This window comes from Nocardioides alkalitolerans, from assembly GCA_038184435.1.
Taxonomy (GTDB): Bacteria; Actinomycetota; Actinomycetes; order Propionibacteriales; family Nocardioidaceae; genus Nocardioides; species Nocardioides alkalitolerans_A.
The window spans coordinates 775,836-802,257 of record CP116227.1; the positions used below are offsets into that span (position 1 = coordinate 775,836).

Here is a 26,422-nt window from a genome sequence, read left to right on the forward strand (position 1 = left end):
GGACCGCGGCGCGTCACGACGGCGATCCTGCCACGCGGCGCGCGAGCAGCTGGTAGGACCTCGCCAGCACCCGGGCCGCCTCGATCTCGGCGGGCACGACCGAGCGGGTCGCCTCCCCGGCCGCGTACGCCGCGGCGCGACGCAGCTCGGCCGCTGCGCCCGACGCCGCCTCGAGGACCCCGTCGGGATCGTCGACGACGGCCTCGAGCCGCGGCACGAGCGGTGACGCGGGCGCGTGGGCGCCCAGCAGGCGCAGGGCGCGCAGCTCCGCCAGCGGGTGGAGCGCGGGCGCGAGGAGCGCTGCCTCGATCCGGGCCCGGGCGTCCTCCGGGTCGGGCAGGCCCGGCGCGAGCGTCGCCGCGACGGAGAGCGCGCGGATCGCCTTGATGAGGTGGGCCCGGGGCAGCAGCTGGCGCTGGATCGCGGTGTCGAGCTCGTCGAGTCCGGAGGTCGCGGCCAACCACGTGCGGAGCGCGGCGGCGCCCTCGGGCGCGACCGCGCGCCCGGCGACGACGCCGTAGGGGCCGATCGCGTCCCACAGGCCGGTCATCTCGGCGTCGCCCACCCCGTCCGGGGCCCCGATCTGGCGCCAGAGCCGCAGGAGGACCGGATCGGCCGCCTCGAGCTGGCGCAGCGTGCGGGCGAGCTGCTCCGTGACGAGACCGGTCCGCGCCGTCTGGGCGAGCAGGCCCGAGACCGGCACGACGGCGGAGAAGTCGGTGGGGTGCTCCATCGCGATCCGGTCCGCCACGCCGCGGGCGAGGACGAACGGGTCCTCCCCGGACAGGTCCCCGTCGCCGAACAGGTCGGCCTGCGTCAGCACGCAGACCGTGTTGACCGCGGTGGCCGACAGCGATCCGGACGCCCGGTGGAAGTCGCGGAGGAAGTCGAAGTCGTCCTGGCGCTCGGCCTCGCGGATGGCGAAGAGGAGGGCGTCGGCGTCACCGGCGGCGGCGGTCGAGGACCCGTCGCCCAGCAGGGCCCGACGCGTGGCCTCCTCGTTGGCGGCCGTCAGGGTCGCGAGACCGGGGGTGTCGATGAGCGTCAGGTCGCGCAGGGCGCCGGCCTGGAGGTGCACGACGATCCGCCGCACCTCGTCGACGGGGACGTCGAGGGACGCGGGCACGGCACCGTGGTCCAGGGGGCGGGTGGAGCCGTCCCTCAGCTGCACCTCGGCCCGGTCCGGGCTGCCGTAGGTGTACCAGGTGACGACCTGGGTGCACTCCCCGGCGGCGGTCGGAGCCACGCGCCGGCCGACGAGGGCGTTGACCAGCGTGGACTTGCCCGCCTTGACCCGCCCGACCACCGCGAGCCGGAGCGGGGCGTGGAGCGTCTCCCGCACCTCGTCGAACGGTCGCCGGAGCTCCGCGGGGAGGCCCTGCGCCAGGTCGAGGAGGAGGCGGTCGACGACGTCGGTGACCCCCCTGCGGTCGGGCGTCCCCGTCACAGGTCGGAGCCGGGGTCGTGCACGTCGACGTCTGTCGCGCTTGCGTCGCCGTCGTCGGTGCCCGACCAGTCGTCCCAGTCGTCCGTCCCGAGCACGTCGAGGACGTCCTCGACGTCCTGCTCCGCCCCAGAGCCGGCGGTCGCGCCCGCGTCGTCGGCGTCGTCGCCGGCGACACCCGTGCCCCCGTCGCCGGCCCCCTCCGTGTCGGTCGGGTCGGTCGCCTCGTCGCCGAACACGTCGTCGTCGATCTCCAGCACGTCCAGCACGTCGTCGGCCGCCGTGTCCTCGGGGAGCAGGCCCGCCAGGTCGTCGGCCGCCTCCGGGGCGGCGTCGAGCGCCCCCTCGAGCGCCGACGCCCAGACGTCGTCGGGCACGTCCTCGAGCAACGCCGCCTGCAGCGCGTCGACCGTGGTCGTCGTGGTCTCGTCGGTCTCGCTCATGTCAGCTCCGCCACCTCCCGCCGGAGGGCGTCGAGCTCCTCCAGCACCTGTGCTCGTTGCGCGACCACCGTGTCGCGCCGTCGTCGTGCGTCCTTCGTGGCCTGCTCCTGCTCGGCGGCCGACCGGGCCGCCTGGGTCTCGCTCGCCTTGATGAGGGCGTCGAGCTCGCCGATGCAGGACTTCAGGTGGTCCTCCATCGCGACGTACAGCTCGGGGCGCACCTCCCGCACGACCGCGTCGACCGCGGTCGTGAGCTCGCGTCGCAGCGTCGCGACGTTGTCGTTGAGGATCGCGTTGAGCTGCGACTGTCCCTCGCGCATCCCGCGGAAGCCCATGTTGATGGTGAGCCAGCCGCCCGCGATGAGGATGCCGATCGGGCCGCCGAGCCCGACGAGGGCGGCGACGTTGGCGCCGAGGAACGCGGTGGTGGCCACCGAGGGATCGAACATCGAGCTCGTCGTCGCCGCGACGCGGGTGCGGACGCCGCTGCGCGCCGCCCGCAGGTCGATCGGCGAGCCGAACGTCCGTCCGGGGGCGGCGTCGAGCCCGGCGAACGCGTTCGCGACGACCCGCTGGATGCCGGTGTCGAGCACGTGCTGCACGTGGCGCACGAGCACCGCGAGCTCGGCCTCGAGGGTCGAGGCGAACTGCTGTTTCGCGGACTTCGTGCCGGCCCGCTTCTGCCCCCGGATCGTCGCCCCCAGCCGGGTGACGACGTCGTCGGCGCCGCGGTTGAGCACCTCGAGCGCGGCGTGCCGCACACGTCCGAGGTCGCGCTCCAGCTCGAGGCGCGAGGTGCGCAGGTCGTGGCGCAGCTCGGCGAGCCGTTCCCGCTCGCCCACCATCGCGTCGACGGCGGCGGGGGTGGCGCCCTCGAGCAGCGCGACCTCGCGCTCGAGACCGGCGACGGCACGCTCCAGCCCGGCGTCGCACGCCTCGAGCGCCTGCACGACCCGGGCCCGTCCCGCGTCGCCGACCTTGGCCTGCACCACCTCGGCGAGGCGCTCGAGACCGGAGGCCTCGACGAGCTTCGCGGCGACGGCCTCGGGGTACTGGGCCGCCTGCAACGCGAACGTGGCGGCCACGGGCACGATGGGCGCGTCCGCGAGCCGGGGGGCGTGGGTCGCGAGCAGCTGCCGGTTATCGGCGAGGACCTGCTCCCAGGTCGTGGGGTTGCGGTCGGTGCGGCTGAGCACGAAGACGACCGAGGCCGAGCCCGCGGCGACCTCGCTGACGAAGGCGAGCTCGGGCGCGGTGAGCACCTGCCCGCCGTCGGAGACGAAGAGCATGAGGGAGGCGTGCTCCACGGCCGCCCGCGCGCGTCGGCCGTGCACGGCGCGCAGGCCCCCGACGCCCGGGGTGTCGAGGACGGTGATGCCGGGGAGCCAGCGCGAGGTCACCGCGACGCGGACGCCCACCGGCGGGGCGTCGGCGCCCTCGGTGGTCGGTTCGAGCACGGGCGCGGTCGGGTGGCCGCCCGCCGACGGCTCGGGCTCCGTGGCGAGCGCCGCCAGGGCCTGGGCGACGGGGGCGTCGCGGTGGCTGCCGTCGGCGAGCTCGACCCGCGCCGTGCCCTCCGGCAGGTCGTCCGACGGGGGCACCACCGCGATGACGCCCGTCGTGACGACCTCGGCCGCCGTGGGGGAGACCTCGGTGCCGGTGAGGGCATTGACCAGGGTGCTCTTCCCCCGCTTAACCTCGCCCACCACGACCACGGACGGCGGGGGCGGCACGGCGCTCACCGGCGTCATGGCGAGGGCCACGTCCTCCGTCATGCCCAGCTTCGTCAGCAGGCCGACGGCTCCGCCGAGCGCCTTCTTCTGGCCCGGCTGCAGGCGCACCCGGATGGGGTACTCGCGGGGCTCGACCCGCGCGGCGGGCGGGCTCGGGACGGTGGTCACGTCTGTGGGATGCACGAGGGGCCGCGGAAGTTCCCGGACCGGTGGATCTTTTTCTCGGTCCGGGCTCCGCGGCCCCTCGTCGGGTGACGACGCGTCAGGCGTCGCCGCCCTCCTGCTTGACGTCCTTCACGGCCGTCGGGTCGTCGACGCGGTAGGTGTCGAACGCCTTCTGCACCACCGACGGGTCGATCTCGCCGGCCTCGGCGAGCGACTGCAGCGCCGCGACCACGACCGACTGGGCGTCGATGTGGAAGAAGCGCCGGGCCGACGGGCGGGTGTCGGCGAAGCCGAAGCCGTCCGCGCCGAGCACGCGGTAGTCCTCCGGCACCCAGCGGGCGATCTGGAGGGGCACCGCGGCCATGTAGTCGGACACCGCCACGACGGGCCCGCCGGAACCGGCGAGCTTGTCGGCGACGTACGCCGTGCGCGGGGTCTCGCTCGGGTGCAGGAGGTTCCACTCCTCGGCGGCGACGCCGTCCCGGGCCAGCTCGTTCCACGAGGTCACCGACCACGTGTCCGCGGCGACGCCCCACTCCTCGGCGAGCAGGCGCTGCGCCTCGGCGATCCACGGGAAGCCGACGCCCGACGCGAGCAGCTGCACGCGCGGGCCCTCGGCCTCCGAGGTCGACACCTTGTGGATGCCCTTGAGGATGCCCTCGACGTCCACGTCCTCGGGCTCGGCCGGCTGCGCGACCGGCTCGTTGTAGACCGTCATGTAGAAGATGACGTCCTCGCCCTGCGGGTGCTGCTCGGTCGCGCCGTACATGCGCTCGAGGCCCGAGCGCATCACGTGCGCCACCTCGTAGGAGAACGCCGGGTCGTAGTGCACGACCGCGGGGTTCGTCGTGGCCAGCAGCGGGGAGTGGCCGTCGGCGTGCTGCAGGCCCTCGCCGGTCAGCGTCGTGCGGCCGGCGGTGGCGCCGATGAGGAAGCCACGGGAGAGCTGGTCGGCCATGGCCCAGATCGAGTCGCCGGTCCGCTGGAACCCGAACATCGAGTAGAAGATGTAGAACGGGATCATCTGCTCGCCGTGGGTGGCGTACGCCGAGCCCGCGGCCGTCGCCGACGCCATCGCGCCCGCCTCGGAGATGCCCTCGTGGAGCAGCTGCCCCGAGGTCGACTCCTTGTAGGCCAGCAGCATGTTGCGGTCGACCGACTCGTAGGTCTGGCCCATCGGGTTGTAGACCTTGGCGCTCGGGAACATCGAGTCCATGCCGAACGTGCGGTACTCGTCCGGCGCGATCGGCACGATGCGGGCGCCGATCTCCGGGTCGCGCATCCAGTCGCGCAGCAGGCGGACGGCCGCCATGGTGGTGGCGACCTTGTTCTTGCCGGCGCCCTTCTTGAGCTCGGCGTAGACCTTGTCGCCCGGGAGCTTGAGCATCGTGGAGCGGTTGACACGCTTCGGCAGCGAACCGCCGAGCTGCTTGCGCCGCTCCATCATGTACTCCATCTCGGGCGACTTCTCGCCCGGGTGGAAGAACGGCGCGGCGCCCGTCTGCTCGTAGGCGAGGTCCAGGTCGCGGTCCGAGATCGGCAGGTAGAGCCGGTCGCGGAAGCGCTTGACGTCGTCCTTCGTCAGCTTCTTCATCTGGTGCGTGGCGTTCTTGCCCTCGAGGGAGTCGATCGTCCAGCCCTTGATGGTCTGCGCCAGGATCACCGTCGGCTGACCCGTGTGCTTGGTCGCGGCGTCGAACGCCGAGTAGACCTTGCGGTAGTCGTGGCCGCCGCGGGGGAGCTTGCGGATCTGCTCGTCCGTCATGTGCTCGACCATGGCGCGCAGGCGCGGGTCGCCGCCGAAGAAGCTCTCGCGGATGTAGTCGCCCGACTCGACCGAGTAGGTCTGGAAGGCGCCGTCGGGCGTGCTGTTCATCTTGTTGACGAGCACGCCGTCGACGTCGCGGGCCAGCAGCTGGTCCCACTCACGGCCCCAGACGACCTTGATGACGTTCCAGCCCGCGCCCCGGAAGTTGGACTCGAGCTCCTGGATGATCTTGCCGTTGCCTGTCACCGGGCCGTCGAGCTGCTGCAGGTTGCAGTTGATGACCCAGGTCAGGTTGTCGAGCTCCTCGCGTGCCGCGACGCGGATCGCGCCGAGCGACTCGGGCTCGGCCATCTCGCCGTCGCCGAGGAAGGCCCACACGTGCTGCTGCGAGGTGTCCTTGATGCCGCGGTTCTGCAGGTAGCGGTTGAAGCGCGCCTGGTAGATCGACCCGATGGCCGTGAGACCCATCGACACGGTCGGGAACTCCCAGAACCCGGGCATGAGCCGGGGGTGGGGGTACGACGAGAGGCCCTGCCCGACGCCGTGCTGCACCTCCTGGCGGAAGCGGTAGAGCTGCTCCTCGGAGAGCCGGCCCTCGAGGAAGGCGCGGGCGTAGACACCGGGGGAGGCGTGGCCCTGGATGTAGACCTGGTCGCCGCCGCCCGGGGCCTCCTTGCCGCGGAAGAAGTGGTTGAAGCCGACCTCGTAGAGGCTGGCCGAGGACTGGTAGGTCGCGATGTGGCCGCCGACCTCCAGGCCCTTGCGGTTCGCGCTCGACACCATCATCGCGGCGTTCCACCGGATGTAGGCCCGGATGCGCCGCTCGATCTCCTCGTCGCCGGGGAACCACGGTTCGCGCTCGGGCGGGATCGTGTTGATGTAGTCCGTGGAGCGCAGGGCCGGCACGCCGACCTGCTTCTCACGGGCCCGCTCGAGGAGTCTCAGCATCAGGTAGCGGGCGCGGTCGCGCCCACGGTCCTCGATCAGGGAGTCGAAGGAGTCGAGCCACTCGTGCGTCTCGTCGGGGTCGATGTCGGGCAACTGGGTCGGCAGGCCCTCATGGATCACGGACGGCGAAGTGGGACGCGACTGGCTGGGTCGGGGTGTCGGGTCAGCGGTCACGTCGGCCATCGTCGCACGTGTCGCAGTCACAAGAAATCTACCCACGGGTACGCGTCCGCGCTCGCGCGCGGACGCGGATGGAGCGCGTCGTCCCGGGCCCGCGCCGGCAACTCGCGGCGGCCGTTGGGCCCGAATGGGTTGCGCGGGCTGCGGAAACCGGCTGGACTACGGGGCACGCCGCGTGCAGGCACGCGGCGACAGGCAGGACCGAGAGGTCGAGACAGGCGGGGAAGTGGAGGGTTCAGTGAGCGCGACGTCGGGTGGAGGTTCCACCCAGACCGCTGGAGCCGCGGGCAACGCGGCGAGCCGGCTGGGGCTGACGGTCGGCACGGTCGTCCAGGAGCTCGGGTGGGACGAGGACACCGATGACGAGCTGCGGCAGGCGATCGAGGACGCGATCGACGGTGACATGGTCGACGGCGACGACGGAACGGTCGTGGACGCCGTCGTGCTGTGGTGGCGCGCCGACGACGGCGACCTCACCGACGGCCTGGTCGACGCCCTCGCCGATCTCGCCGCCGGCGGCGTGATCTGGCTCCTGACCCCGAAGGTCGGCCGCCCCGGGGCCGTCGAGCCCGCGGACATCGCCGAGGCCGCCGACACGGCCGGGCTCTCCCAGACCACCACGGCCGCCGTGAGCCGCGAGTGGAGCGCCGTACGTCTCGAGGCGCCCAAGCAGGCCTGATCCGAGGCGCGGCGTCGTCCGGCGGCGAGGGTGCGTGTCCTGTAACTCAGAGTGACACTTTCTGTTCACATCTGGGGCGGCCCTCGCTACTGTGACGCGCAGGCGATCGGAAGGAGCGCGGCGTGGGCGCAGTGCGGACGAAGGTGGCGGATGCGGGCACGAGCCTGCGGGTCCTGGCGGGGGCAGGGATCGTCCGGCCCTACTCCCCGCGGGTGCTCGCCGGGATGCTCGGCACCCTGCGGTCCTGGGGCACCAGCCCGGCCGGGGGCTTCCGCACCGCGGCCCTCCGGTGGCCCGACGAGGTCGGTGTCGTCGACGAGCGGGGCGAGCTCACCTGGGGCCAGCTCCACCGCCGCACCAACGCCCTCGCCGCGGCGCTGCGGCAGGAGGGCGTGCGGGCCGGTGACGGCGTGGCCGTCATGTGCCGCAACCACCGGGGCTTCATCGAGGCCTCGGTCGCGGCCAGCAAGCTCGGCGCCGACGTGCTCTACCTCAACACCGCCTTCGCCGGGCCGCAGCTCGTCGACGTGCTGGAGCGGGAGGCGCCGCGGATCGTCGTGCACGACGAGGAGTTCACCGACCTGCTCGCCGCCGCCGACGTCGAGCACCGGGTGCTGGCCTGGGTGGACGCCGAGGCCCCCGGCGGCGCGACCGGGCGGGACGACGGCGTCCGCACGCTGGAGGAGCTGATCGCCCGCGGCGACGAGGCGGAGCTCGACCCGCCGGAGCGCGAGGGCCGCACCATCATCCTGACCTCGGGCACGACCGGCACGCCCAAGGGTGCGCCGCGACCGCAGGGCGGGGTGCCGGCCGCGGTGTCCCTGCTGTCGCGGATGCCCCTGCGCTCCCGGTGGCGCTGCTACGTGGCGGCCCCCCTCTTCCACACGTGGGGCTTCGCCCACTACCAGCTCGCCATGCTGCTCGGCACGACGCTGGTGCTGCGTCGCCGCTTCGACCCGAAGGAGGCGCTCGCGGTGCTCGCCGACGAGCGCTGCGACTCCTTCGTGGTGATCCCCGTGATGCTCCAGCGGATCCTCGCGCTGCCGGCCGACGAGCTGGACGCGCACCGGCTGCCCCACCTGGCCGTGGTGGCGTCGTCCGGGTCGGCCCTGCCGGGCGACCTCGCGATCACCTGGATGGACCGCTTCGGCGACAACCTCTACAGCACGTACGGCTCGACCGAGGTGGCCTGGGCGAGCATCGCCGACCCGGAGGACCTGCGCGAGGCGCCCTCGTCCGCCGGCCGGCTGCCGCACGCCACCGTCGTCAAGATCCTCGACGACACGGGGGCGGAGGTGCCACCGGGTGAGCCGGGCCGCATCTTCGTCGGCAACGACCTGCAGATCGAGGGCTACACCGGCGGGGGCACGAAGGAGGTCGTCGACGGGCTGATGTCCTCGGGCGACGTCGGTCGCTTCGGCCCCGACGGACGGCTCTACGTCGAGGGTCGCGACGACGAGATGATCGTCTCCGGCGGCGAGAACGTCTTCCCCAAGGAGGTCGAGGACTGCCTCGCGCGCCACGAGAGCGTCGCCGAGGTGGCGGCCATCGGCGTCGACGACGAGGACTTCGGCAAGCGCCTCCGCGCCTTCGTGGTGCTCGCCGACGGCGCCCAGGCCGACGAGCAGTCGCTGAAGGACTGGGTCAAGCAGAACCTCGCCCGCTACAAGGTGCCGCGCGAGATCGTGCTGCTCGACGAGCTGCCGCGGAACGCGACCGGCAAGGTGCTCAAGCGCGAGCTCGACGCGGGCTGAGGGCGGTGCGGCCGGTCCCAGCCGGGGCCGGTCGATCCCGGCGGGGCGCGGTGGGAGGATGGGCGTCATGTTCCCGATGAGTGACGACGCGCGCGCGACGACGCCGTGCGGCGGCGCGGGCGGTGCGTGCGACGACGTCTCCGCGCTGCCGGTCGGCGCCCCGGCGCCCGACTTCTCGCTGCGCGACCAGTTCGGCCAGACGGTGAGGCTCTCCGACTTCCGCGACCGCAAGGCGGTGGCGGTGCTCTTCATCCCGTTCGCGTTCTCCGGGGTGTGCACCGGCGAGCTCGGGGCCGTGCAGGCCCGGCTGGCGTCGTTCCTCACCTTCGACACGGAGGTCCTGGTCGTGTCCTGCGACCCCGTCTACTCCCTGCGCGCCTTCGCCGAGCGCGACGGCCTCGACATGACGCTCCTCTCGGACTTCTGGCCGCACGGCGCGGTCTCCGCGGCGTACGGGGTGTTCGACGCCGAGCGGGGCGCCCCGCGCCGCTCGTCCTTCGTGGTCGACCCCCGGGGCACCATCAGCTGGGCGGTGCACAACGACCTCCGCCAGGGGCGCGACCTCGACGCCCACCTCGCCGCTCTCCAGCAGGCGGTCGGCGAGCCGGTCTGACGAGCGGGGTCGATCCGTTCGACAGGTCTGGACCACCGCAGGGGAACGTGTCGCATCGTGAGACGAAGAGCGGCGTCGACGTGAATTCGTTGTCTGCGCGATGCATGATCGTCATGTCGCGCCGCTGGAGACCCGAGACTCCGGCGGCGCGACACTTGTGTTTCCGGCCGCCCCGCCGTGCGGGCGGGCCGATGCGCGTGCCGAGGCCGACGCCGGATCCGCGGTCCCGTAGGCTGAGCGCCGCTTCGGGCGAATAGCTCAGTTGGTCAGAGCGTCCGGTTTACACCCGGAAGGTCGGGGGTTCGAGCCCCTCTTCGCCCACCTCCAGCGGACCGCATGAGAGCCCTCTCACGGACGGCTCACGCGGGCCTCACCGCCGGCGGTGACGGTTGCTCCATCAGCCGGCCCGCCGCGTGCGGGCCTCGACGAAGGAGCCCCGCATGCTCATGAAGGTCATCCTCCCCGGGTTCGTCGCCCTCATGGGCGTCATCGGCGCGGCGATGCTCGCGCTGCCGTCCGTGGGTGGTCCGGAGACGACCCGCACCGACGTGGTCGGCCCGGCGGCGAGCAGCACGCCCGGCACGACGGGTACGACGGGCGCGACCGCCTCGCAGTCCACGGAGCCCACCGCGGAGCCCACCGCGGAGCCCACCGCGGAGCCCACCGCTGACGCGACGCCGGCGCCGACCGCCGACGCGCGGGACGACGGCGACGACCGGGCCGAGGCGCGACCGTCGGCACCGGCGACGTCGTCGCCGCGTCCGGTGGGCCCGCCGCCCGCCGCCGTGCCGTCCCGCGACGACGACGGTGACGACGACCGTGACGACGACCGTGACGACCACGACGACGAGCACGACGACGACCACGACGACGGGGACGACGGGAACGACGACTGACTCACCCCGGAGTCGTGGCCCCAGCGCACCGGAGGACGGTGCGCTGGGGCCACGACGCGTGTCGGGGCCGTCAGCCGTTGAAGCGGTAGCCCATGCCGCGCACGGTGCCGATGGCCCCGGCGCCGAACTTCTTGCGCAGGTAGCCCACGTAGACGTCGACGACGTTCGAGCTCGGGTCGAAGTCGAGGCCCCAGACCGTGTCGAGCAGCTGCTCGCGGGACAGCACCTGGCCGGGGTTCCGCAGGAACATCTCGGCGAGGGTGAACTCACGGGCGGACAGCTCCAGCGTGCGCCCGCCGACCGAGGCCCGGCGGGTGCGGAGGTCGAGCGTGACCCCGCCGGCGCTCAGCACGGAGCCGCGCTGGTCGTCACCGCCGCCGGTGCCGGCGTTGCGGAGCCGCACCCGCACGCGGGCCTGCAGCTCGCTGAACCGGAACGGCTTCGGCATGTAGTCGTCGGCGCCGCCGTCGAGGGCGGAGACGGTGTCGGTCGCGGAGTCGCGGGCCGTCAGCACGATGACGGGCATGCGCGAGCCCTGGGAGCGCAGCTGGTCGAGCACCTCGAAGCCGTCCATGCGGGGGAGCCCGATGTCGAGCACCATGAGGTCGAACGTCCCGCTGAGCGCGTGGTCGAGCCCGTCGACGCCGTCGCCGACGACGGTGACGCTGTGGCCGTCGGCGCGGAGGCCCTTGGCGACGAAGGACGCGATCCGGCTCTCGTCCTCGACGATCAGGATGCTGGCCACGCGGGTTCCTTTCGGGTCGGGATCGTGAGCACGAAGATCGCGCCGGTGGGGGAGGCCGAGGTGACGGCGGCGTCCCCGCCGTGGGCGGCGGCGATGGCCGCGACGATGGAGAGCCCCAGCCCGAAGCCCTCGTCGTCGGCGGGCACGTGGCTGCGACCGAACCGCTCGAAGATGCGCTCGCGGTCCGCCTCGGGGACGCCCGGGCCGCTGTCCCGCACCCAGAGCCGCACCTGCCCGTCCGGCGCCCCGTCCGGCGTCGCGTCCCAGCCGACGGCGACCACGTCGCCCGGGGCGGTGTGCTTGACCGCGTTGTCGCAGAGCTGGAGCAGCGCCTGCGTGAGGCGCTGCTCGTCGGCGTCGAGGACGGGTGGCGCGACCTCCCCGGTGGGTACGTCGAGGGTCCAGTCCCGCGGACCCAGCGCGCGCGCCTTCGACAGGACGCTGGCGGCCAGGTCGGCGACGTCCACCGGCCCGGTCGTGAGGAAGTCGGGCCGGTCGCTCTTGGCGAGCAGCAGCAGGTCGCCCACGAGGCGAGCCATGCGGTCCACCTCGTCGAGCAGCAGGTCTCGCGTCTCGCGGGCCTCCGGGGACTCGGTCTCGAGCAGCTCGAGGTGCCCGCGGAGGATCGTCAGGGGCGTCCGCAGCTCGTGCCCGGCGTCGTCGAGGAACTGCCGTTGGCCGGTGAAGGCGGCCTCGAGCCGGGCCAGCATGCCGTTGACGGTGCGGGTGAGGTCCGTGATGTCGTCGTTGCCGGTCTCGGGCACGCGCCGCGAGAGATCGGTGCCGCTGATCTCCTCGGCACTGCGGCGCAGCACCCGGAGCGGACGCAGCAGCCGTCCCGACTGCCAGGACGCCACGGCCACGACGAGCAGCAGCGCCGCGAACGCCACGAGCGCGTAGGTGCGCACCGTGTCCGCCAGCTGCTGGTGGGCGACGTCGGTGTAGGTCACGACGACCAGCGCACCCCGCGACGTCGTCCCGCCCTCCTCCACCGAGGCGGGCTGCACCGTCAGGAGCAGCGACTGGCCCTCGATGGTGGTGCGCACCGAACCACCGTCGTCGACGAGCGGGCGGACGGCCGCGGCGAACGCGACGGTGCCGGCGACGTCCTCCGCCGAGCCCCGCTCGGCCTGGTCGATCCGCGCGCCGTCCTCCCACCAGCCGACGAGCTTCTCCTCCTCCGTGGGCACGTTGCGCTGCACGAAGCCGTAGAGGAGGTCGGCCACGCCGACCGGCGCGACGCCGGTGAGCGGGTCCTCCGCGCCGGGTAGGTGGTAGGGGCCCGACGTCGTCGCGAGCCGGCGGAACTCGTCGAGCTCCTGCTCGACGGCCTGCACGTGGACGGTGTCGATGCGGCGGTCCTCGATGACGTAGAAGCTGAAGCCCGCACCCGCCAGCGCCAGGGCGACGAGCACGGCGACCGTGGCCGTGATCCGCAGGCGCACGGAGAGGCCCGGGCGCACGGCACGGGGAGGGATGGAGGCGGGCGACGGGCTCAGTCGTCGTCCCCGTCGTCGTCCCCGTCGTCGTCCCGGTCGTCCCCGCTGCCGTCGTCCCCGTCGTCCCCGTCGTCCCCGTCGTCGTCCCCGCCGTGGTCGTCGCTGTCGTCGTCCTCGACGGGCTGCGGGCCGGGCACGACGTTCTGCGGCTCCGAGGTGGGGGCGGCCGGGGCGCTCGTCGCCGGCGCGGAGGGCGCGTCCGTGGGGGAGGGCGACGCCGTGGCGTCGGTCGTCGGGGAGTCCGCGGTGGGCGTGGCGGGCGCGACCACCGGTCCGACCTGCGGATCGGGACTCTCGGCGGCCAGCACGCTGACGCCGAACCCGCCGACGAGCAGGCCGACGGTCACGCCGAGCAGGATCTTGAGGAGGGAGGACATGGTGTGGCCGATCCTGCCGCAGGACGGTGGAGGAGCCCAGCACCATGAGAGGACTCTCATGGTGCTGGCCCCACTGCAAGGACACGCAGGCGGCAACGCCGTCGCAACCCGACGGGTCCTAGGGTGGTCGGCGTCACACCACGATGCCCGACCACGACGAGGAGGCCCACCGGTGATCGTCCCCCTGAGCGTGCGCGACTTCATGGATCGCGCGACGACCGTCTACCCGGACCGGATCGGCGTGGTCGACGAGCCCGACCAGCCGGCGCCGTCCCTCGGCACGCTGACGTACGGCGAGCTCGGGGACCTCGCGGCCCGCCAGGCCGCCCACCTCGACGCACTGGGCATCGCGGTGGGGGAGCGGGTCGCGGTGGTGTCCCACAACAGCGCCCGCCTGCTGGCCTCGTTCTTCGGCGTCGCGGGCTCGGGCCGCGTGCTCGTGCCGGTGAACTTCCGGCTGCGCCCCGACGAGGTGCGCTACATCGTCGAGCACTCGGGGGCGCGGGTGCTCTACGTCGACCCCGAGATCGACGAGGCGCTGGCCGACGTCGCGTGCGAGCACCGCTACGTGCTGGGGCAGGACGAGCACCTCTACGCCCCGGCGGGGGCCGAACCGCGGCCGTGGGAGCCCGACGAGTCCGCCACGGCGTGCATCAACTACACGTCGGGCACGACGGCGCGACCCAAGGGCGTGCAGATCACCCACCGCAACATCTGGGTCAACGCGACGACCTTCGCCCTCCACGCGGGGGTGACCGACCGCGACGTCTACCTGCACACGCTGCCGATGTTCCACGCCAACGGGTGGGGGATGCCGTTCGCGACCACCGGCCTGGGCGTGCCGCAGATCGTGCTGCGCAAGGTCGACGGGGCCGAGATCCTGCGTCGGATCGAGGAGCACGGCGTGACCTTCCTGTGCGCCGCCCCCGCGGTCGTCGCGGCGGTGCTGGAGGCCGCCCAGACGTGGGACGGACCGGTCCCGGGGCGCGACCGCGTCCGCGTCATCGTGGCGGGCGCGCCGCCGCCGACCCGCACGGTCGCGCGCGTGGAGGAGGAGCTGGGCTGGGAGTTCATCCAGATCTACGGCCTCACCGAGACCTCGCCGCTGCTCACGGTGAACCGCTCGCGTGCCGAGTGGGACGACCTCGAGCCCGAGGAGCGGGCGGCCCGCCTCGTGCGCGCGGGTGCGCCGGCGCTGGGCGTGCGGCTCGCGGTGGACGACCACGGCGAGGTGCTCGCCCGGGGCAACCAGGTGCTCGAGGGCTACTGGCAGCAACCGGAGGAGACCGAGAAGGCCCTTGCCGACGGCTGGTTCCACACGGGCGACGGCGGCACGTTGGAGGACGGCTACCTCACCATCAACGACCGCAAGAAGGACGTCATCATCACGGGCGGCGAGAACGTCTCGTCGATCGAGGTGGAGGACGCACTCTTCTCCCACCCGGCGGTCGCCGAGGTCGCCGTCATCGGCGTGCCGAGCGAGAAGTGGGGCGAGACCATCAAGGCCCTCGTCGTGCTCGCACCGGACACGTCCGCCGACGAGGCGGAGCTGATCGCCTGGTGCAAGCAGCGACTGGCGGGCTACAAGGCCCCCACGTCGGTCGAGATCCGCGACGAGCTGGCCCGCACCGCGACGGGCAAGCTGCAGAAGTTCAAGCTCCGCGCGCCGTACTGGGAGGGGCAGACCCGCCAGGTGAACTGACGGCTACGGTACGCCCATGACGACGTTGGGCGATGTGGTCGACCTCCTGCACGCGTGGTTCCCGCCGGCGACGGCGGAGGACTGGGACGCCGTGGGGCTCGTGTACGGCGATCCCTCGCGCCCCGTGCGCAAGGTGATGTTCGCGGTCGACATCGACGAGGCGGTGGCCGAGGAGGCCGCGACGTGGGGCGCCGACCTGCTCGTCGTGCACCACCCGCTGTTCCTCCGACCGGTGCACGGCTTCGCCGCGACCACGCCCAAGGGCCGCACGCTCAGCCGCCTCGCCGAGGCGGGCTGCGCGTTGCTGGTCGCCCACACCAACGCCGACCAGGCGGTCGGCGGCGTCTCTGAGGCGATGGCCGTCGCCCTGGGCCTCACGGAGCTCGAGCCGATCGTGCCCGGGCCGAGCGAGCCCTACGACAAGGTGACGGTGCTCGTGCCGACCGACGCGGCCGCTCCCGTGCGGGCGGCGATCGCGGAGGCCGGCGCCGGGGCCATCGGGCACTACGACCACTGCACCTTCTCGGTCCCGGGCCAGGGCCGCTTCCGTCCCCTCGAGGGCGCACAGCCGACCATCGGGTCGGTGGGCAGCATCGAGCTGGTGGACGAGGAGCGGGTCGAGGCGATCCTCCCGCGGCGGCTCCGCCGGCAGGTCGTCGCCGCGCTCCTGGCGGCGCACCCCTACGAGGAGCCCGCCTACGACGTCGTGGAGCTCGCCGACCCGCACGCCCTGACGAGCGGCACGGGTCGGGTCGGCGTCGTGGAGCGCACCACCTTGCGCGACTTCGCCCAGACGGTCGCCGACGCCCTGCCGGAGACCGCCGGCGGCGTGCGCGTCGCGGGTGACCCCGACCGCTCCGTGCGGCGGATCGCCGTCTGCGGCGGCGCGGGCGACGGGCTGCTCGACGGGCTCGTCGGCTCGGACGTGGACGTCTACGTGACGAGCGACCTGCGCCACCACCGGGCGGCCGAGTTCGTCGCCGACGACGGCCCGGCGCTCGTCGACGTCGCCCACTGGGCGGCGGAGTGGACCTGGCTGCCCGTGGTGGCGACGCGCGTCACGGACGCGCTCGGCGATAGTGTGGAGACGCGCGTCAGCACGCTGCGCACCGACCCGTGGCAGTTCCGCGTGGACCCCTCCGACCCGTCCGACCGCTCTGAGAGGAGCGCGTGATCAAAGCCGATCCCTTCGCCCAGCGGAAGCTGCTCGACGTCCAGGCCCTGGACTCCCGTCTCGACCAGCTGAAGCACCGTCGCACCCACCTGCCGCAGCTCGCCCGGCTCGAGGAGCTCGCCGCGACCCGGCGGGGTGTCGACGACCAGGCCCGTGACGCGCGGATCGCCGTCGACGACCTGTCGCTCGAGCAGCGCAAGGCCGACGCCGACGTGGAGCAGGTGAAGGCCCGCCGGGCCCGTGACCGGCAGCGCATGGACGCCGGTCTCGTCACGAACCCCAAGGACCTCGAGCGGATGCAGAACGAGTTGGTCTCGCTCGAGCGCCGCATCGGTTCGCTGGAGGACACCGAGCTCGAGATCATGGAGCGGCTCGAGGAGGCGCAGGGCCGGCTCACCGCCGCCGAGGCCCGGCTGGCGGAGATCGACGCGGAGGCCAGGGCGCTGGCCGCCGAGCGTGACGCCGCCTGGGCCGAGCTCGACGCCGAGCTGGAGGCGGCGGCGTCCGAGCGTGCGCCCCTGGTGGAGGACCTGCCGGCCGACCTGCTGGCGCTCTACGACAAGATCCGCCAGAAGCAGGGCGGCATCGGGGCCGCCGAGCTGCGCCGCCGGGAGTGCGGCGGTTGCCGCCTGACCCTCGACAACGCCGAGCTCGCGGTCATCAAGGCCGCCAGCGTCGACACGGTCGTGCGCTGCGAGGAGTGCTCGCGGATCCTCGTCCGCACGGGCGAGTCCGGCCTGTGACGTCCGCGGGTCTTGCCGCTGGTCCCGCCGCTGGTCCCAGCGCCGTCGTCGTCGAGGCGGACGGCGGGTCCCGCGGCAACCCCGGGCCCGCGGCGTACGGCGCCCTGCTGCGCGACGCCGCCACCGGTGAGGTCATCGCCCAGGACGGCGCGACGATCGGCCGGGCGACCAACAACGTGGCGGAGTACTCGGGGCTCATCGCCGGGTTGGAGCTGGCCGCGGCGTACGCGCCCGGCGCCCGGGTCGAGGTGCGCATGGACTCCAAGCTCGTCGTCGAGCAGATGGCGGGGCGCTGGAAGATCAAGCACCCGGACATGAAGCCGCTGGCGGCGCGGGCGAGCGCGATCGCGCCGCCCGGCACCGTGTGGACCTGGGTGCCGCGGGCCGAGAACGCCGCCGCCGACCGCCTCGCCAACCAGGCGCTCGACGGCGTTCGCTCGGGCGTGGAGGTGCTGGGCGCCGCGACCGCCGTCGCGCCGGACGAGCCGAACGAGCCGAACGAGCCGAACGAGCCGAACGAGCTGAGCGAGCCGGACGAGCCGGACGAGCCGGAGGTCACCGAGCAGGTCGACGCGGCTGAGCAGCAGGCCGCGCCCGCGGCGCCGACGACCCTCGTCATCGTGCGGCACGGCGTCACCGCCCACACCGCCGAGAAGCGCTTCTCCGGCGGGCTCGCCTCGGCGAACCCCCCGCTCGTCGAGGAGGGGCGCGCCCAGGTGCGTGCGACCGCCGCCTGGCTGGGGCCGATCGCCGGCGAGGTCGCGGCGGTGGTGACCTCGCCCGTGCGCCGGACGCGCGAGTCCGCCGAGATCCTCGCCGCGACGCTGGAGGCGCCGCTGGTCGAGGAGCCGGGCTTCGCGGAGATGGAGTTCGGGGACTGGGACGGCCTCACGTTCGGCGAGGTGCGCGCGCGGCACGGGGCCGACCTCGACGCCTGGCTCGGGTCGCTGGACGCCCGCGCCGGCGGTCCGCGCGGCGAGTCGTTCCGCGGCGTGGAGGAGCGCGTCCTCGCGGGGCTGCGCCGGGTGCTGGACACCTACCGCGGGCGCACGGTCGTCGTCGTCTCCCACGTGACGCCCATCAAGACCCTCGTGGCGCACGCGCTCGAGGCGCCGCTGACGGCGCTGTTCCGGATGGAGCTGGCGCCGGCGTCCGTGACCGTCATCAGCCACTACGCGGGTGGACGCGACGGCGAGAGCACGGCCAGCCTGCGCCTCTTCAACGCCCGCCCCGGGGACGGCCCGTTCGGGGCCTGAGGGCCTCAGAGCTCGGCGACCACCACGTCGAGCTGGGTGCCGCGGGGCGTGGGGGCGCCCTCTTCGACGTACCAGCCGAGGTCCCGCAGCTGCGTCGCGAACGCCTGCGGCGTGCGCGGGGTGCCGCCGTCGGTGAGCACCGCGCGCACGATGCGGCCCTTGGTCGCCTTGTTGAAGTGGCTGACGACCTTGCGGGTGCCCTGGTGCTCGTGGAGCACCCGCACGGTGACGGTCCGCCGCGCCACGTCGCCCTCGGGGCGCCAGAACGCGGCGTAGGTGCCCGACCGCAGGTCGACGAGCACGCCGGAGCCGACGCCCTCGGTCACCGCGTCGCCGAGGTGCCGGCGCCAGTGGGCGGCGACGGATCCGAGGCCCGGGAGGGTGGTGTCGCCGGAGAGGCGGTACGACGGGATCCGGTCCGCGAGGCGGACGAGCCCGAACACGGACGACGTCACGGCCACCCGGCGCAGGCGGCGGCGGGCCGCGGCGTCGAGGGCGGCGGCGTCGAGCGCGTCGTAGACCACACCGGTGTAGATCTGCTCGGCCCGAGCGGTCGGCGCCGTGCGGAGGTCGGCGTTGCGGGCCGCCAGGTCCGTCTGCGTCGGACCCAGGCCGAGCACCGTGGCCGCGGCCGTGGCGTCGGCCGAGCACAGCGCGACGAGGGCGTCGAGCGCCTCCTCGCGTCCCGGGGTGAGCACGGGGAAGGACAGCGAGCCGAGGTCGAGCGGCTTCCCGCGGGTCGGCGCGGACTTGCCCTCGCTGGGCGGCAGGAGGAGGAGCACGACGCGCCACTCTAGGGCCCGCCCGAGTACGTCGCGTCGCCCGGTTGAGCACGCGTGCTCAGTCCCGTGGGGGTCGCCGGGGCATAGGAATGTGCCCATGTCCACGAACGCCACCAGCGCGACCCCTGCCCGCCCTGACCGCCGCCCCCTGCGCGACCTCGCGTGGGGGCTCGGCGTCGCCGTCCTCAGCGCCGCGGCGTGGTTCGGGTGGATGGGTTGGGACGACGAGTACCAGGTCGACCCGGTGACCGACGTCGCGAGCGGGCCCTACGAGGCGTGGCAGGTGGTCGGCTGCGCGGTGACCCTGCTCGTGGTGGGCGTGGTCGCAGCGCGGTGGTGGCGGCCCTTCGCCGCGGCCATCGTCCTCTCGGTCGCCTTCACCGTCGCCTGGTCCGTCACGTCGGCCGCCGAGGACGACACCGGCCTGTGGGGGGTCGGCGCGGTCCTCGTGCTGGTGGGCACCTCGGCCGCCTCGCTGCTGGTCGCCGCCGTGGTCGCGGCGATCGCGACGGCGCGGGAACCGCGGTGACGGCTCCCGCGTCCCACCTCCACGCACGGTGGCGGTCACCGGGGACAGGAGAGCAGCAGATGCGCGGCACGCACGAGACCGGCGACCCGCTCCGGTGGGCCGACGCGGACACGGTGACGGACTTCCTGCTCGTCGGCGGCGACCTCGACGGCGACGAGGTGCGGGCCCTGGCCCAGGCCGACGAGCTCGCCGCCGCGGGTGTCACCCACGTGCTCGACGCCCGCGCGGAGGCGTCCGACGGCGACGTGTGGGAGGCGTTCGCGGGAGTGACCTACCACTGGGACGGCATCGAGGACGCCGGACAGCCGGTCGGCCACGGCTGGTTCGAGGCCGTCGCCGCCTTCGCCCGCACCGCCCTGGCCGCTCCCGGCGCCCGGTTGCTCACCCACTGCCACCTCGGCGTGAACCGGGGACCGAGCGCCGCCCTCGCGGTGCTGCTCGACCGGGGCTGGGACCCCGTGGACGCCCTCGACGCCATCCGTGCGGCCCGTCCCGTGGCGGCAGTGGCCTACGCCGACGACGCCCTCGACTGGCACCTCGCGCGCCGGGGAGCGGGGTGGTTTGAGCGGCGCCGTACCCGTGCCCGGGTCGAGGAGTGGCGCCGCGCCCACCCCCTCGACGTCCCGGAGGTCGTGCGCGCGGGGTTCGCCGCGCGGCACGCGGGGGAGCGGAGCTGGAGCCTGGGTACCGGGGTGGCGGTCGGCGCCTGAGGACGCTCGCGAGCCGGGCGGCTCGGGTCCCGACGTAACGTCGGTAGGAGCCGACCGGCAGCGATCACCAGGAGGTGCACCCGTGGCGGAGAAGAAGGGCCCCGGCCCGAGCGTGAAGGACGACGAGACCTACGAGGCGCTGCGCCGCGAGGGCGCGAGCAAGGAGAAGGCCGCGCGCATCGCGAACGCGTCGGCGAAGGAGGGGGCCGACACCGTGGGCCGCCGTGGCGGGAAGGCGGGGTCCTACGAGGACTGGACCGTCGACGAGCTGCGCAAGCGCGCCGCGGAGCTCGACGTCGAGGGCCGCTCGTCGATGACGAAGGACGAGCTGGTCGAGGCGTTGCGCGACCGCTGAGGGACGTCCCTCAGTCCACGAGGCCGTGCTCGTGGGCGAACACGACGATCTGCACGCGGTCGCGGAGCCCGAGCTTGCGGAGGATGGCGCCCACGTGGGTCTTCACCGTGGACTCGCTGACGAAGACGTCCTGCGCGATCTCGCCGTTGGAGTGCCCGCGGGCGACCGCCGTGAACACCTCGCGCTCCTTGTCGGTGAGGGAGAGGTACGTCGCGGGCGGCGGCGCCTGCGCCCGCAGCTGCCCGTCGAGCAGGGTCGCGAGGTCCTGCGGCGCGAGCACCGCGTTGCCGTGGTGGACGGTGCGGATGGCGTCGCGCAGCAGCAACGGCGTGGTGTCCTTCAGCAGGAAGCCGCTCGCTCCGTACCGGATCGCCGTCGCCGCGCGGTCGTCGAGGTTGAACGTGGTGAGCACGACCACCCGCACCGGCCGCTCGCGGCGGGCCACCCGCTCCGGCGAGAAGATCTGCCGGGTGGCCTCGACGCCGTCCATCTCGGGCATCCGCACGTCCATGAGCACGACGTCGGGCTCCACCTCGTCGACGACCTGCACGGCCCGGAAGCCGTCGCCCGCCTGACCGACCACCTCCATGTCGTCGGCGGAGTCGACGATCACGGAGACGCCGGCCCGGAAGAGCTCCTGGTCGTCGACGAGCACGACGCGGATCGTCATGCGGTGCTCCCGGCGCGCACGGGTACCCAGGCGGTCGCGGTGTAGGTCGGGCCGTCGGCCTCCCGGCGGCGCCGGACGTCGAGCCGGCCCCCGACGGCCTCGAGGCGACGCCGCATGCCGTCCACGCCGCGGCCGGACCCGTCGGCCGGGTCGCCGGGCGCCGCGGCCACCGGCACCGTCTGCTCGTCCGCCGTCTCCGCCACCACGTTGCGCACCTCGATCCTCAGCTCCTGCTCCCCGGCCCCGTCGGGCCAGTGTCGCTCGACGTGGATCGTGGCGTCGCGGCGGCCGTGCCGCATCGCGTTGGTGAGCATCTCCTGCAGCACGCGGTGGGCCACCGTCGCGAGCTCGGGCGGCAGCGGGCGCGGGGGGCCGACCTCGTGGTGCTCGACCGCGAACCCGCTGCCCCGGACGCCGGCGACGAGCGCGTCGGCGTCGCCGATCGATCCCGCCGCGGCCGTCGTCGGCGCCTGCGGTCCGGACAGCACGTGCCGCACGTCCTGCAGCGAGGAGCGGGCGGAGGTCGCGATCGTCGCCAGGGTCTCCTTGAGGCGCTCCTCGCCCGTGAGGAACTGGGCCGACTCGGCCTGGGCGAGGATCACGGCGAGCGAGTGCCCGACGACGTCGTGGACGTCGCGGGCCATCCGTGCCTGCTCCTCCTGCAGCCGGGCGATCTCCTGCACCTGCTGCGTCTCGCGGTGGGCCCGCTCGGCGTCCCGCTCGGCGGCGACCTGGGAGACCCGGGAGGCGCGGGCGCGCTCGGCCAGGCGGAGCGAGAGACCGACGAGCCAGGGCGCGAGGAGGAGCGTCGTGAAGACGGCGAGCAGGGCGACGGGCCAGGACGCCCCGAGCCGGTCGTAGAGCGTCGCGGCGATCGCGCCGCCACCCTGCCCGCGGTAGACGACGGTGTCGAACTGCCCCAGCTGCGCGAGCGTCAGGAAGACGAACCCGGCGAGCGGCATCGACCCCAGCCCGGCGAGGAGGGTGAGCCGGCTGCCCCACCGGGCGGTGCCGAACGCGACGACGGCGACGCTGGCCTGGGCGAGGAGGACGGGGATGCCGAGCAGGCCCTGCGCCAGGCAGGTGACCCACACCAGGGTCAGCGCCGCCCCGGGCAGCCGTCGCGCCAGACCCGCTGACGCCCCGGTCGCGACCGCGACGAGCAGGAGACCCGGCAGCTCCCCCTCGAGGAGCCACGGCAGGCGCAGCACCTCGACCACGCCGAGCGCGGCGACCGCGGCGCCGACGGCGAGGTCGGGCCTCCACTCCCGCCAGGGGCGTGGCTCGGCGCCGCTCACGACGGCACCCCGACCCGCGCGGGCACGGGCTCAGCGGTGCGCTCCCGGGTGCGCCACCACGCCGCGACCGGCCGTTCCACCCAGCGCCAGCTCGCCGCCGCGGCGAGCAGCGTGAGGCCGGCGGCCAGCACCCCGGCGACCTCCTCGTGCGCGAGGGCCGGGCGGAGCCACAGGGTGAGCGGGTAGTTCCACAGGTAGGCGCCGTACGACACCGTGCCCAGCCAGACGAGGGGCGCCAGGGCCCGCGGCGCGGGGGTCCACGCCCGCCACGCGAGGAGCAGCACGGCGGTGAGCGCGGCGATGGCGGGGCCTCCTGCCAGGTAGGTGAGCGCGTGACCCCGCAATGGAACCACGGCGAGGACCGTCAGGCCGACGAGCGCCGCTGGGACGGCGGCCGCCGGTACGACGAGGTGCGGACGCCGCTCGACGAGCACCCGGGCCGCGGCGCCCACGACGAAGCAGACCGCCCAGCTGGTCGGGAGCGCGTAGGCCAGGTCGGGGTCGTCCGCCAGCCGGACGAGCGTCGCGGCGCAGGCGAGCAGGCAGAGCGCGGCCACGACGGCGAGCGCAGTGCCCACGCGGCGGCGGGCCACCGCGAGCACCAGCACGGCCGGCCACAGGAGGTAGAACTGCTCCTCGGTCGCCAGCGTCCACAGGTGGAAGGTCGCGTCGCTGCCCTGGTCGAACGGCAGGTTCGCCGTCCAGGTCAGCGCCACCAGCACCGTGCGCCCCAGCTCGTCGCGGTCGTGCAACGGGTCGAGCACGACGGTCACCACGACGACCGCGGCGACCAGCACGACCAGGGCGGGGACGAGACGCGCGGCGCGCCGCGCGTAGAACCGTCCGAAGCGCACCCGCCCCGTGGTCGTGGCCTCCGCGAGCAGGACCCCGGTGATGAGGTAGCCGCTGAGCGCAAAGAACATCACCACCCCGACCACGCCCGCCCCGGGCAGCAGGTCGGGGAAGGCGTGCCGCCCGATGACCAGGCCCACGGCGACCCCGCGGAGGAGGTCGATCCCCGCGACCCTCATGCCGCGACGGCGGCGGGGCCGCCCAGCGCGTCCCGCACGAGCAGGTCGAGGAGGTCGGGGTAGTCGAGACCGGCGGCCGCGAACATCCGCGGCACCTGCGAGGTGGCCGTGAAGCCCGGCATCGTGTTCACCTCGTTGAGCACCGGGCCGTCCGCGGTCAGGAAGAAGTCCACGCGCGCGACGCCGCGGCAGCCGAGGGCCTCGTACGCCGCGAGGGCGGCGGCCTCCAAGGCCGCCAGGTCGGCGGGCCCGAGCGCGGCGGGGACGGTGAAGCGGGCGCCGCCGCCGTACTTCGCCTCGAAGTCAAAGAACCCGTCCACCTCGATCTCCAGGGCGGGGGAGACGAGGCGCTCGCGGCCGCCCGGACCGGTCGCGACCACGGCGAGGTCGATCTCGCGACCGACGACGACGTCCTCCACGAGCACCCGCTCGTCGTGGGCGAACGCGGCGGCCAGCGCCGGGCGGAGCTCCGCGGCGGTGCGCACGAGGGTGACGCCCTGGCTCGACCCGGCCGCCACCGGCTTCACGACGACGGGGTGGTCGAACGCGTACGCCGCGGCGCTCGCCCGCGTCAGCAGCACGCCCGGTGCGGTGCGGATGCCGACGGCCTCGGCGACGAGCTTGGTGGTCCACTTGTCCATCGCCAACGCCCCGGCGGTGACCCCCGAGCCGACGTAGGGCACCTGGGCGAGGTCGCAGAGCGCCGCCAGGGTGCCGTCCTCGCCGCGGGGGCCGTGGACCACGGGCAGCACGACGTCGCAGGAGCGCAGCACGTGCACGGCACCCACGAGCCCGATGGGCCGGTCGCCGGCGTCGCGCCAGGTGCCGTCGCGGTCGATCGTGAGCGGCACGACGTCGTACGTCGCCGCGTGCCGTCCCGTGCGCAGCGCGGCCACGACGGAGGCGGCCGACGCGAGCGAGACGTCGTGCTCCGCGCTCTGCCCGCCGCCGATGACGGCGACGCGGGTGCGGGTCGGTCGGGTCGGGCCGGTGGTGGTCGTGGTCATGCGAGGCTCCTGAGGGCGGGGACGGGCGTGGGGGCGGGGGCGGGCAGGACGACCCGGTGCGGACGGTGGCCGAGGCCGGTGAGCACCTCGTGGGGGAGCAGGCCCGACCAGGCGGCCCAGTCGGCGACGGTGGGGGCTGCGTGGTCGGGGCCGATCACGGTGCCGACGTCGCCCGGGGCGACGCTGGCGAGCGGGCCGGTGGCGTCGGCGGGTCCGAGGTCGAGCACGACCTGGTCCATGGAGACGCGGCCGACGACGGGGACGCGCCGCCCGCGCAGCAGCACCTCGGCGGCGCCGGAGGCGAGGCGGGGCAGGCCGTCGGCGTACCCCACCGGCAGCAGCGCGAGCCGGCTGGCGCGGGTGGTGGTCCAGGTGCCGCCGTAGCCGACCGGCGTGCCCGCGGGCACCCGGCGCACGGTGACGACGGGCGCGGTGAGGGTGACGGGGTCGGCGAGCGTCGTGGTGCCGGAGGGGTCGATGCCGGCGAGGCCGGCGCCGATGCGCACCATCGTGTGGCGGCTCGCCGGATCGGTCAGGGTCGCGGCGGTGGCGGCGAGGTGCCGGAGCCGGGGACGCAGACCGGTCGCGCAGGCGACGGCGACGCCCCACGCGAACCGGGCGCGACCGTCGGCGTTGGCGGGATCGGCCGGCTCGTCGGCCCGGGCGAGGTGCCCCATCACCCCGGCGACCCGGACCGCGCCGCGGAGCTCGGCCCGGCGGGCCGCGCGGCACAGGTCGGCCCACGCGTGGGGCTCCGCCCCGTCGCGCGCCAGCCCGGTGTCGAGGTGGAGGTGGACCCGCGCCGTGCGTCCGGTGGCGTGGGCGGCCGCGACGACCGCGTGCAGGTGCTCCTGCGACGGCACCGCGACGTCGACGTCGGCCGCGAGGGCGGCGTCCCAGGGGGCGTCGACGGCGTTCAGCCAGCTGAGCACGGGGGCGTGGACGCCGGCGGCGCGGAGCGCCAGGGCCTCCTGCAGGGAGGTCACCCCCAACCGGGTCGCGCCGTGGGCCAGCGCCGTGCGGGCGACCGCGGTCGCCCCGAGGCCGAAGCCGTCGGCCTTGACGACCGCCATCAGGGTCGCCGTCCCGGCGCGGTCCGCCAGCAGGCGGGTGTTGTGGGCGACGGCGCCGAGGTCGACGGTGAGCATGGGGGTACGCCGCGGGTCCGCCGGCGCTGCGCTCGTCGTCGCCGCCGGGAACGCGGTCGGCCGGGTCGCCACCGCCGCGCTCACGCTGCGGCTCCGGCGCGCTGGTCGTCGACGGGGCCGTAGAGCGCGGCCGGGGCGCCGGTCGTCAGGGCCCAGTAGCGGTCGCCCCAGCTCCAGTGCCACCACTCGGTGGGGTAGTTGACGAGGCCGGCGGCGCCGAGCACGGCGCCGAGGAGCGTCCGGTGGGCGCGGGCCCGGGGAGCGATCGCGGGCGAGTCGGTGAAGCAGCGCCCCTGTGTCTGCTCGGGCGTGGCGTCGATGGGCGTGCCGAGGTCGAGCTCGGTGCCCCACCCGCCCGCGCCGCCGCGCCGCAGGTCGACGAGGGTCAGGTCCACGGCGGCCCCGGCGACGTGGGGCGCCACCTCGACCGGGGCCACGAAGCGGCTCGTCAGGCGGTGGCGCTCCGCCGCGTCGGCACCGGGGTGCGCGGCGGCGACCTCCGCGGCGTACCGCGTGATGATCGCCCGCTGGGCGGCCAGGCTGCGGTGGCCCTCCACGACGCGCAGCCCGGTGCCGGCGGGCAGGGCGTCCTGCGCCTTCCGGAGCCGCACCGCGAGGCCGGCGCGCACCCGCGCCCGGGCCGGGCCGAAGGAGCGGTCGAGGGCCACGAGGGGCTCGCCGCACTCGGCGAGCGCCACGGCGGCGACGCGGGGGTCGCTGAGCAGGATCGTCATGACCACGATGCTGGTCGTCCGCGCGGTCGGGGACCTCCG

At 74.6% G+C, this 26,422-nt stretch carries 25 protein-coding genes and 1 tRNA gene; 12 read left to right on the forward strand and 14 right to left on the reverse strand.

Annotated elements, in window-relative coordinates; all coding sequences use genetic code 11:
- Positions 1 to 13 precede the first annotated feature (13 nt).
- The 4 genes from PIR53_03825 to aceE all read right to left on the reverse strand — a co-directional run bounded on the left by PIR53_03825 (position 14) and on the right by aceE (position 6,684).
- Entirely contained in the window at positions 14 to 1,447 is a 1,434-nt protein-coding gene (locus PIR53_03825; GenBank protein ID WZH53128.1) for a dynamin family protein, read from the reverse strand.
- On the reverse strand, positions 1,444 to 1,887 hold the full coding sequence (locus PIR53_03830) for a hypothetical protein (protein ID WZH53129.1): 444 nt from the start codon (positions 1,885 to 1,887) through the stop codon (positions 1,444 to 1,446). Before PIR53_03830 ends, PIR53_03825 begins: the two co-directional genes overlap by 4 nt.
- Positions 1,884 to 3,788 (reverse strand): dynamin family protein, encoded by a 1,905-nt coding sequence (locus PIR53_03835; GenBank protein WZH53130.1) that lies wholly within the window; start codon positions 3,786 to 3,788, stop codon positions 1,884 to 1,886. The genes PIR53_03830 and PIR53_03835 overlap by 4 nt, the downstream gene beginning before the upstream one ends.
- 94 nt (positions 3,789 to 3,882) lie before the next feature.
- Positions 3,883 to 6,684 carry a pyruvate dehydrogenase (acetyl-transferring), homodimeric type gene (aceE, locus tag PIR53_03840; protein WZH53131.1) on the reverse strand — a complete coding sequence of 934 codons (2,802 nt, stop codon included), beginning with the start codon at positions 6,682 to 6,684 and terminating at the stop codon, positions 3,883 to 3,885.
- A 235-nt stretch (positions 6,685 to 6,919) separates the two neighbouring features.
- Here aceE and PIR53_03845 point away from each other — a divergent pair, with 235 nt between their 5' ends.
- The 5 genes from PIR53_03845 (at position 6,920) to PIR53_03865 (ending at position 10,623) form a co-directional block, all read left to right on the forward strand.
- The gene (locus tag PIR53_03845; protein WZH53132.1) at positions 6,920 to 7,360 is read left to right on the forward strand and encodes a DUF3052 domain-containing protein; all 441 of its coding nucleotides are present in this window, start codon (positions 6,920 to 6,922) and stop codon (positions 7,358 to 7,360) included.
- A gap of 122 nt (positions 7,361 to 7,482) precedes the next feature.
- On the forward strand, positions 7,483 to 9,114 hold the full coding sequence (locus tag PIR53_03850) for an AMP-binding protein (protein ID WZH53133.1): 1,632 nt from the start codon (positions 7,483 to 7,485) through the stop codon (positions 9,112 to 9,114).
- Positions 9,115 to 9,181: 67 nt separating this feature from the next.
- Positions 9,182 to 9,727: a peroxiredoxin gene (locus PIR53_03855; GenBank protein ID WZH53134.1), complete on the forward strand. Its 546-nt coding sequence runs from the start codon at positions 9,182 to 9,184 to the stop codon at positions 9,725 to 9,727.
- A 247-nt stretch (positions 9,728 to 9,974) separates the two neighbouring features.
- A tRNA-Val gene (locus tag PIR53_03860) sits at positions 9,975 to 10,048 on the forward strand.
- Between the two features lie 119 nt (positions 10,049 to 10,167).
- On the forward strand, positions 10,168 to 10,623 hold the full coding sequence (locus PIR53_03865; GenBank protein WZH53135.1) for a hypothetical protein: 456 nt from the start codon (positions 10,168 to 10,170) through the stop codon (positions 10,621 to 10,623).
- A 70-nt stretch (positions 10,624 to 10,693) separates the two neighbouring features.
- Here PIR53_03865 and PIR53_03870 read toward each other — a convergent pair whose 3' ends face one another.
- Genes PIR53_03870 through PIR53_03880 form a run of 3 tightly spaced genes read right to left on the reverse strand, consistent with a single transcriptional unit; the run spans position 10,694 to position 13,244 of the window.
- Positions 10,694 to 11,368: a response regulator transcription factor gene (locus tag PIR53_03870; GenBank protein ID WZH53136.1), complete on the reverse strand. Its 675-nt coding sequence runs from the start codon at positions 11,366 to 11,368 to the stop codon at positions 10,694 to 10,696.
- Positions 11,353 to 12,813: a HAMP domain-containing sensor histidine kinase gene (locus tag PIR53_03875; GenBank protein ID WZH53137.1), complete on the reverse strand. Its 1,461-nt coding sequence runs from the start codon at positions 12,811 to 12,813 to the stop codon at positions 11,353 to 11,355. Before PIR53_03875 ends, PIR53_03870 begins: the two co-directional genes overlap by 16 nt.
- Before the next feature lie 50 nt (positions 12,814 to 12,863).
- Positions 12,864 to 13,244: a hypothetical protein gene (locus PIR53_03880; protein ID WZH53138.1), complete on the reverse strand. Its 381-nt coding sequence runs from the start codon at positions 13,242 to 13,244 to the stop codon at positions 12,864 to 12,866.
- Positions 13,245 to 13,416: 172 nt separating this feature from the next.
- Between PIR53_03880 and PIR53_03885 the strand changes: the two genes are divergently transcribed.
- From PIR53_03885 to PIR53_03900, 4 genes are read left to right on the forward strand one after another with little or no spacing between them, the layout of a single operon-like run.
- A complete protein-coding gene (locus tag PIR53_03885) occupies positions 13,417 to 14,946 on the forward strand; it encodes an AMP-binding protein (GenBank protein ID WZH53139.1) in 1,530 nt (509 codons plus the stop codon).
- A 16-nt stretch (positions 14,947 to 14,962) separates the two neighbouring features.
- Entirely contained in the window at positions 14,963 to 16,120 is a 1,158-nt protein-coding gene (locus PIR53_03890; protein ID WZH53140.1) for a Nif3-like dinuclear metal center hexameric protein, read from the forward strand.
- Positions 16,117 to 16,863 (forward strand): C4-type zinc ribbon domain-containing protein, encoded by a 747-nt coding sequence (locus tag PIR53_03895; GenBank protein ID WZH53141.1) that lies wholly within the window; start codon positions 16,117 to 16,119, stop codon positions 16,861 to 16,863. The genes PIR53_03890 and PIR53_03895 overlap by 4 nt, the downstream gene beginning before the upstream one ends.
- Positions 16,860 to 18,119: a bifunctional RNase H/acid phosphatase gene (locus tag PIR53_03900; protein ID WZH53142.1), complete on the forward strand. Its 1,260-nt coding sequence runs from the start codon at positions 16,860 to 16,862 to the stop codon at positions 18,117 to 18,119. Before PIR53_03895 ends, PIR53_03900 begins: the two co-directional genes overlap by 4 nt.
- A gap of 5 nt (positions 18,120 to 18,124) precedes the next feature.
- Here the strand turns inward: PIR53_03900 and yaaA are convergent, their stop codons facing one another.
- Positions 18,125 to 18,901, reverse strand: a complete 777-nt coding sequence (gene yaaA / locus PIR53_03905) for a peroxide stress protein YaaA (protein ID WZH53143.1) — start codon at positions 18,899 to 18,901, stop codon at positions 18,125 to 18,127.
- 97 nt (positions 18,902 to 18,998) lie between these two features.
- Here yaaA and PIR53_03910 point away from each other — a divergent pair, with 97 nt between their 5' ends.
- The 3 genes from PIR53_03910 to PIR53_03920 all read left to right on the forward strand — a co-directional run bounded on the left by PIR53_03910 (position 18,999) and on the right by PIR53_03920 (position 20,495).
- Entirely contained in the window at positions 18,999 to 19,430 is a 432-nt protein-coding gene (locus tag PIR53_03910; protein WZH53144.1) for a hypothetical protein, read from the forward strand.
- A 59-nt stretch (positions 19,431 to 19,489) separates the two neighbouring features.
- Complete coding sequence (locus PIR53_03915) at positions 19,490 to 20,140, forward strand: hypothetical protein (GenBank protein ID WZH53145.1); 651 nt, start codon at positions 19,490 to 19,492, stop codon at positions 20,138 to 20,140.
- A gap of 82 nt (positions 20,141 to 20,222) precedes the next feature.
- Positions 20,223 to 20,495, forward strand: coding sequence for a Rho termination factor N-terminal domain-containing protein (locus PIR53_03920; protein ID WZH53146.1), 273 nt, complete (start codon positions 20,223 to 20,225; stop codon positions 20,493 to 20,495).
- A 10-nt stretch (positions 20,496 to 20,505) separates the two neighbouring features.
- Here PIR53_03920 and PIR53_03925 read toward each other — a convergent pair whose 3' ends face one another.
- The 6 genes from PIR53_03925 to PIR53_03950 are packed head-to-tail and all read right to left on the reverse strand — an operon-like array spanning position 20,506 to position 26,383.
- Positions 20,506 to 21,165: a response regulator transcription factor gene (locus PIR53_03925; GenBank protein ID WZH53147.1), complete on the reverse strand. Its 660-nt coding sequence runs from the start codon at positions 21,163 to 21,165 to the stop codon at positions 20,506 to 20,508.
- Entirely contained in the window at positions 21,162 to 22,463 is a 1,302-nt protein-coding gene (locus PIR53_03930) for a histidine kinase (GenBank protein WZH53148.1), read from the reverse strand. Before PIR53_03930 ends, PIR53_03925 begins: the two co-directional genes overlap by 4 nt.
- Positions 22,460 to 23,494, reverse strand: a complete 1,035-nt coding sequence (locus tag PIR53_03935; GenBank protein ID WZH53149.1) for an acyltransferase — start codon at positions 23,492 to 23,494, stop codon at positions 22,460 to 22,462. Before PIR53_03935 ends, PIR53_03930 begins: the two co-directional genes overlap by 4 nt.
- A complete protein-coding gene (locus tag PIR53_03940; GenBank protein WZH53150.1) occupies positions 23,491 to 24,501 on the reverse strand; it encodes a D-alanine--D-alanine ligase in 1,011 nt (336 codons plus the stop codon). Before PIR53_03940 ends, PIR53_03935 begins: the two co-directional genes overlap by 4 nt.
- Entirely contained in the window at positions 24,498 to 25,733 is a 1,236-nt protein-coding gene (alr, locus tag PIR53_03945; protein ID WZH53151.1) for an alanine racemase, read from the reverse strand. The genes PIR53_03940 and alr overlap by 4 nt, the downstream gene beginning before the upstream one ends.
- On the reverse strand, positions 25,730 to 26,383 hold the full coding sequence (locus tag PIR53_03950) for a M15 family metallopeptidase (protein ID WZH53152.1): 654 nt from the start codon (positions 26,381 to 26,383) through the stop codon (positions 25,730 to 25,732). The genes alr and PIR53_03950 overlap by 4 nt, the downstream gene beginning before the upstream one ends.
- Positions 26,384 to 26,422: the final 39 nt, after the last annotated feature.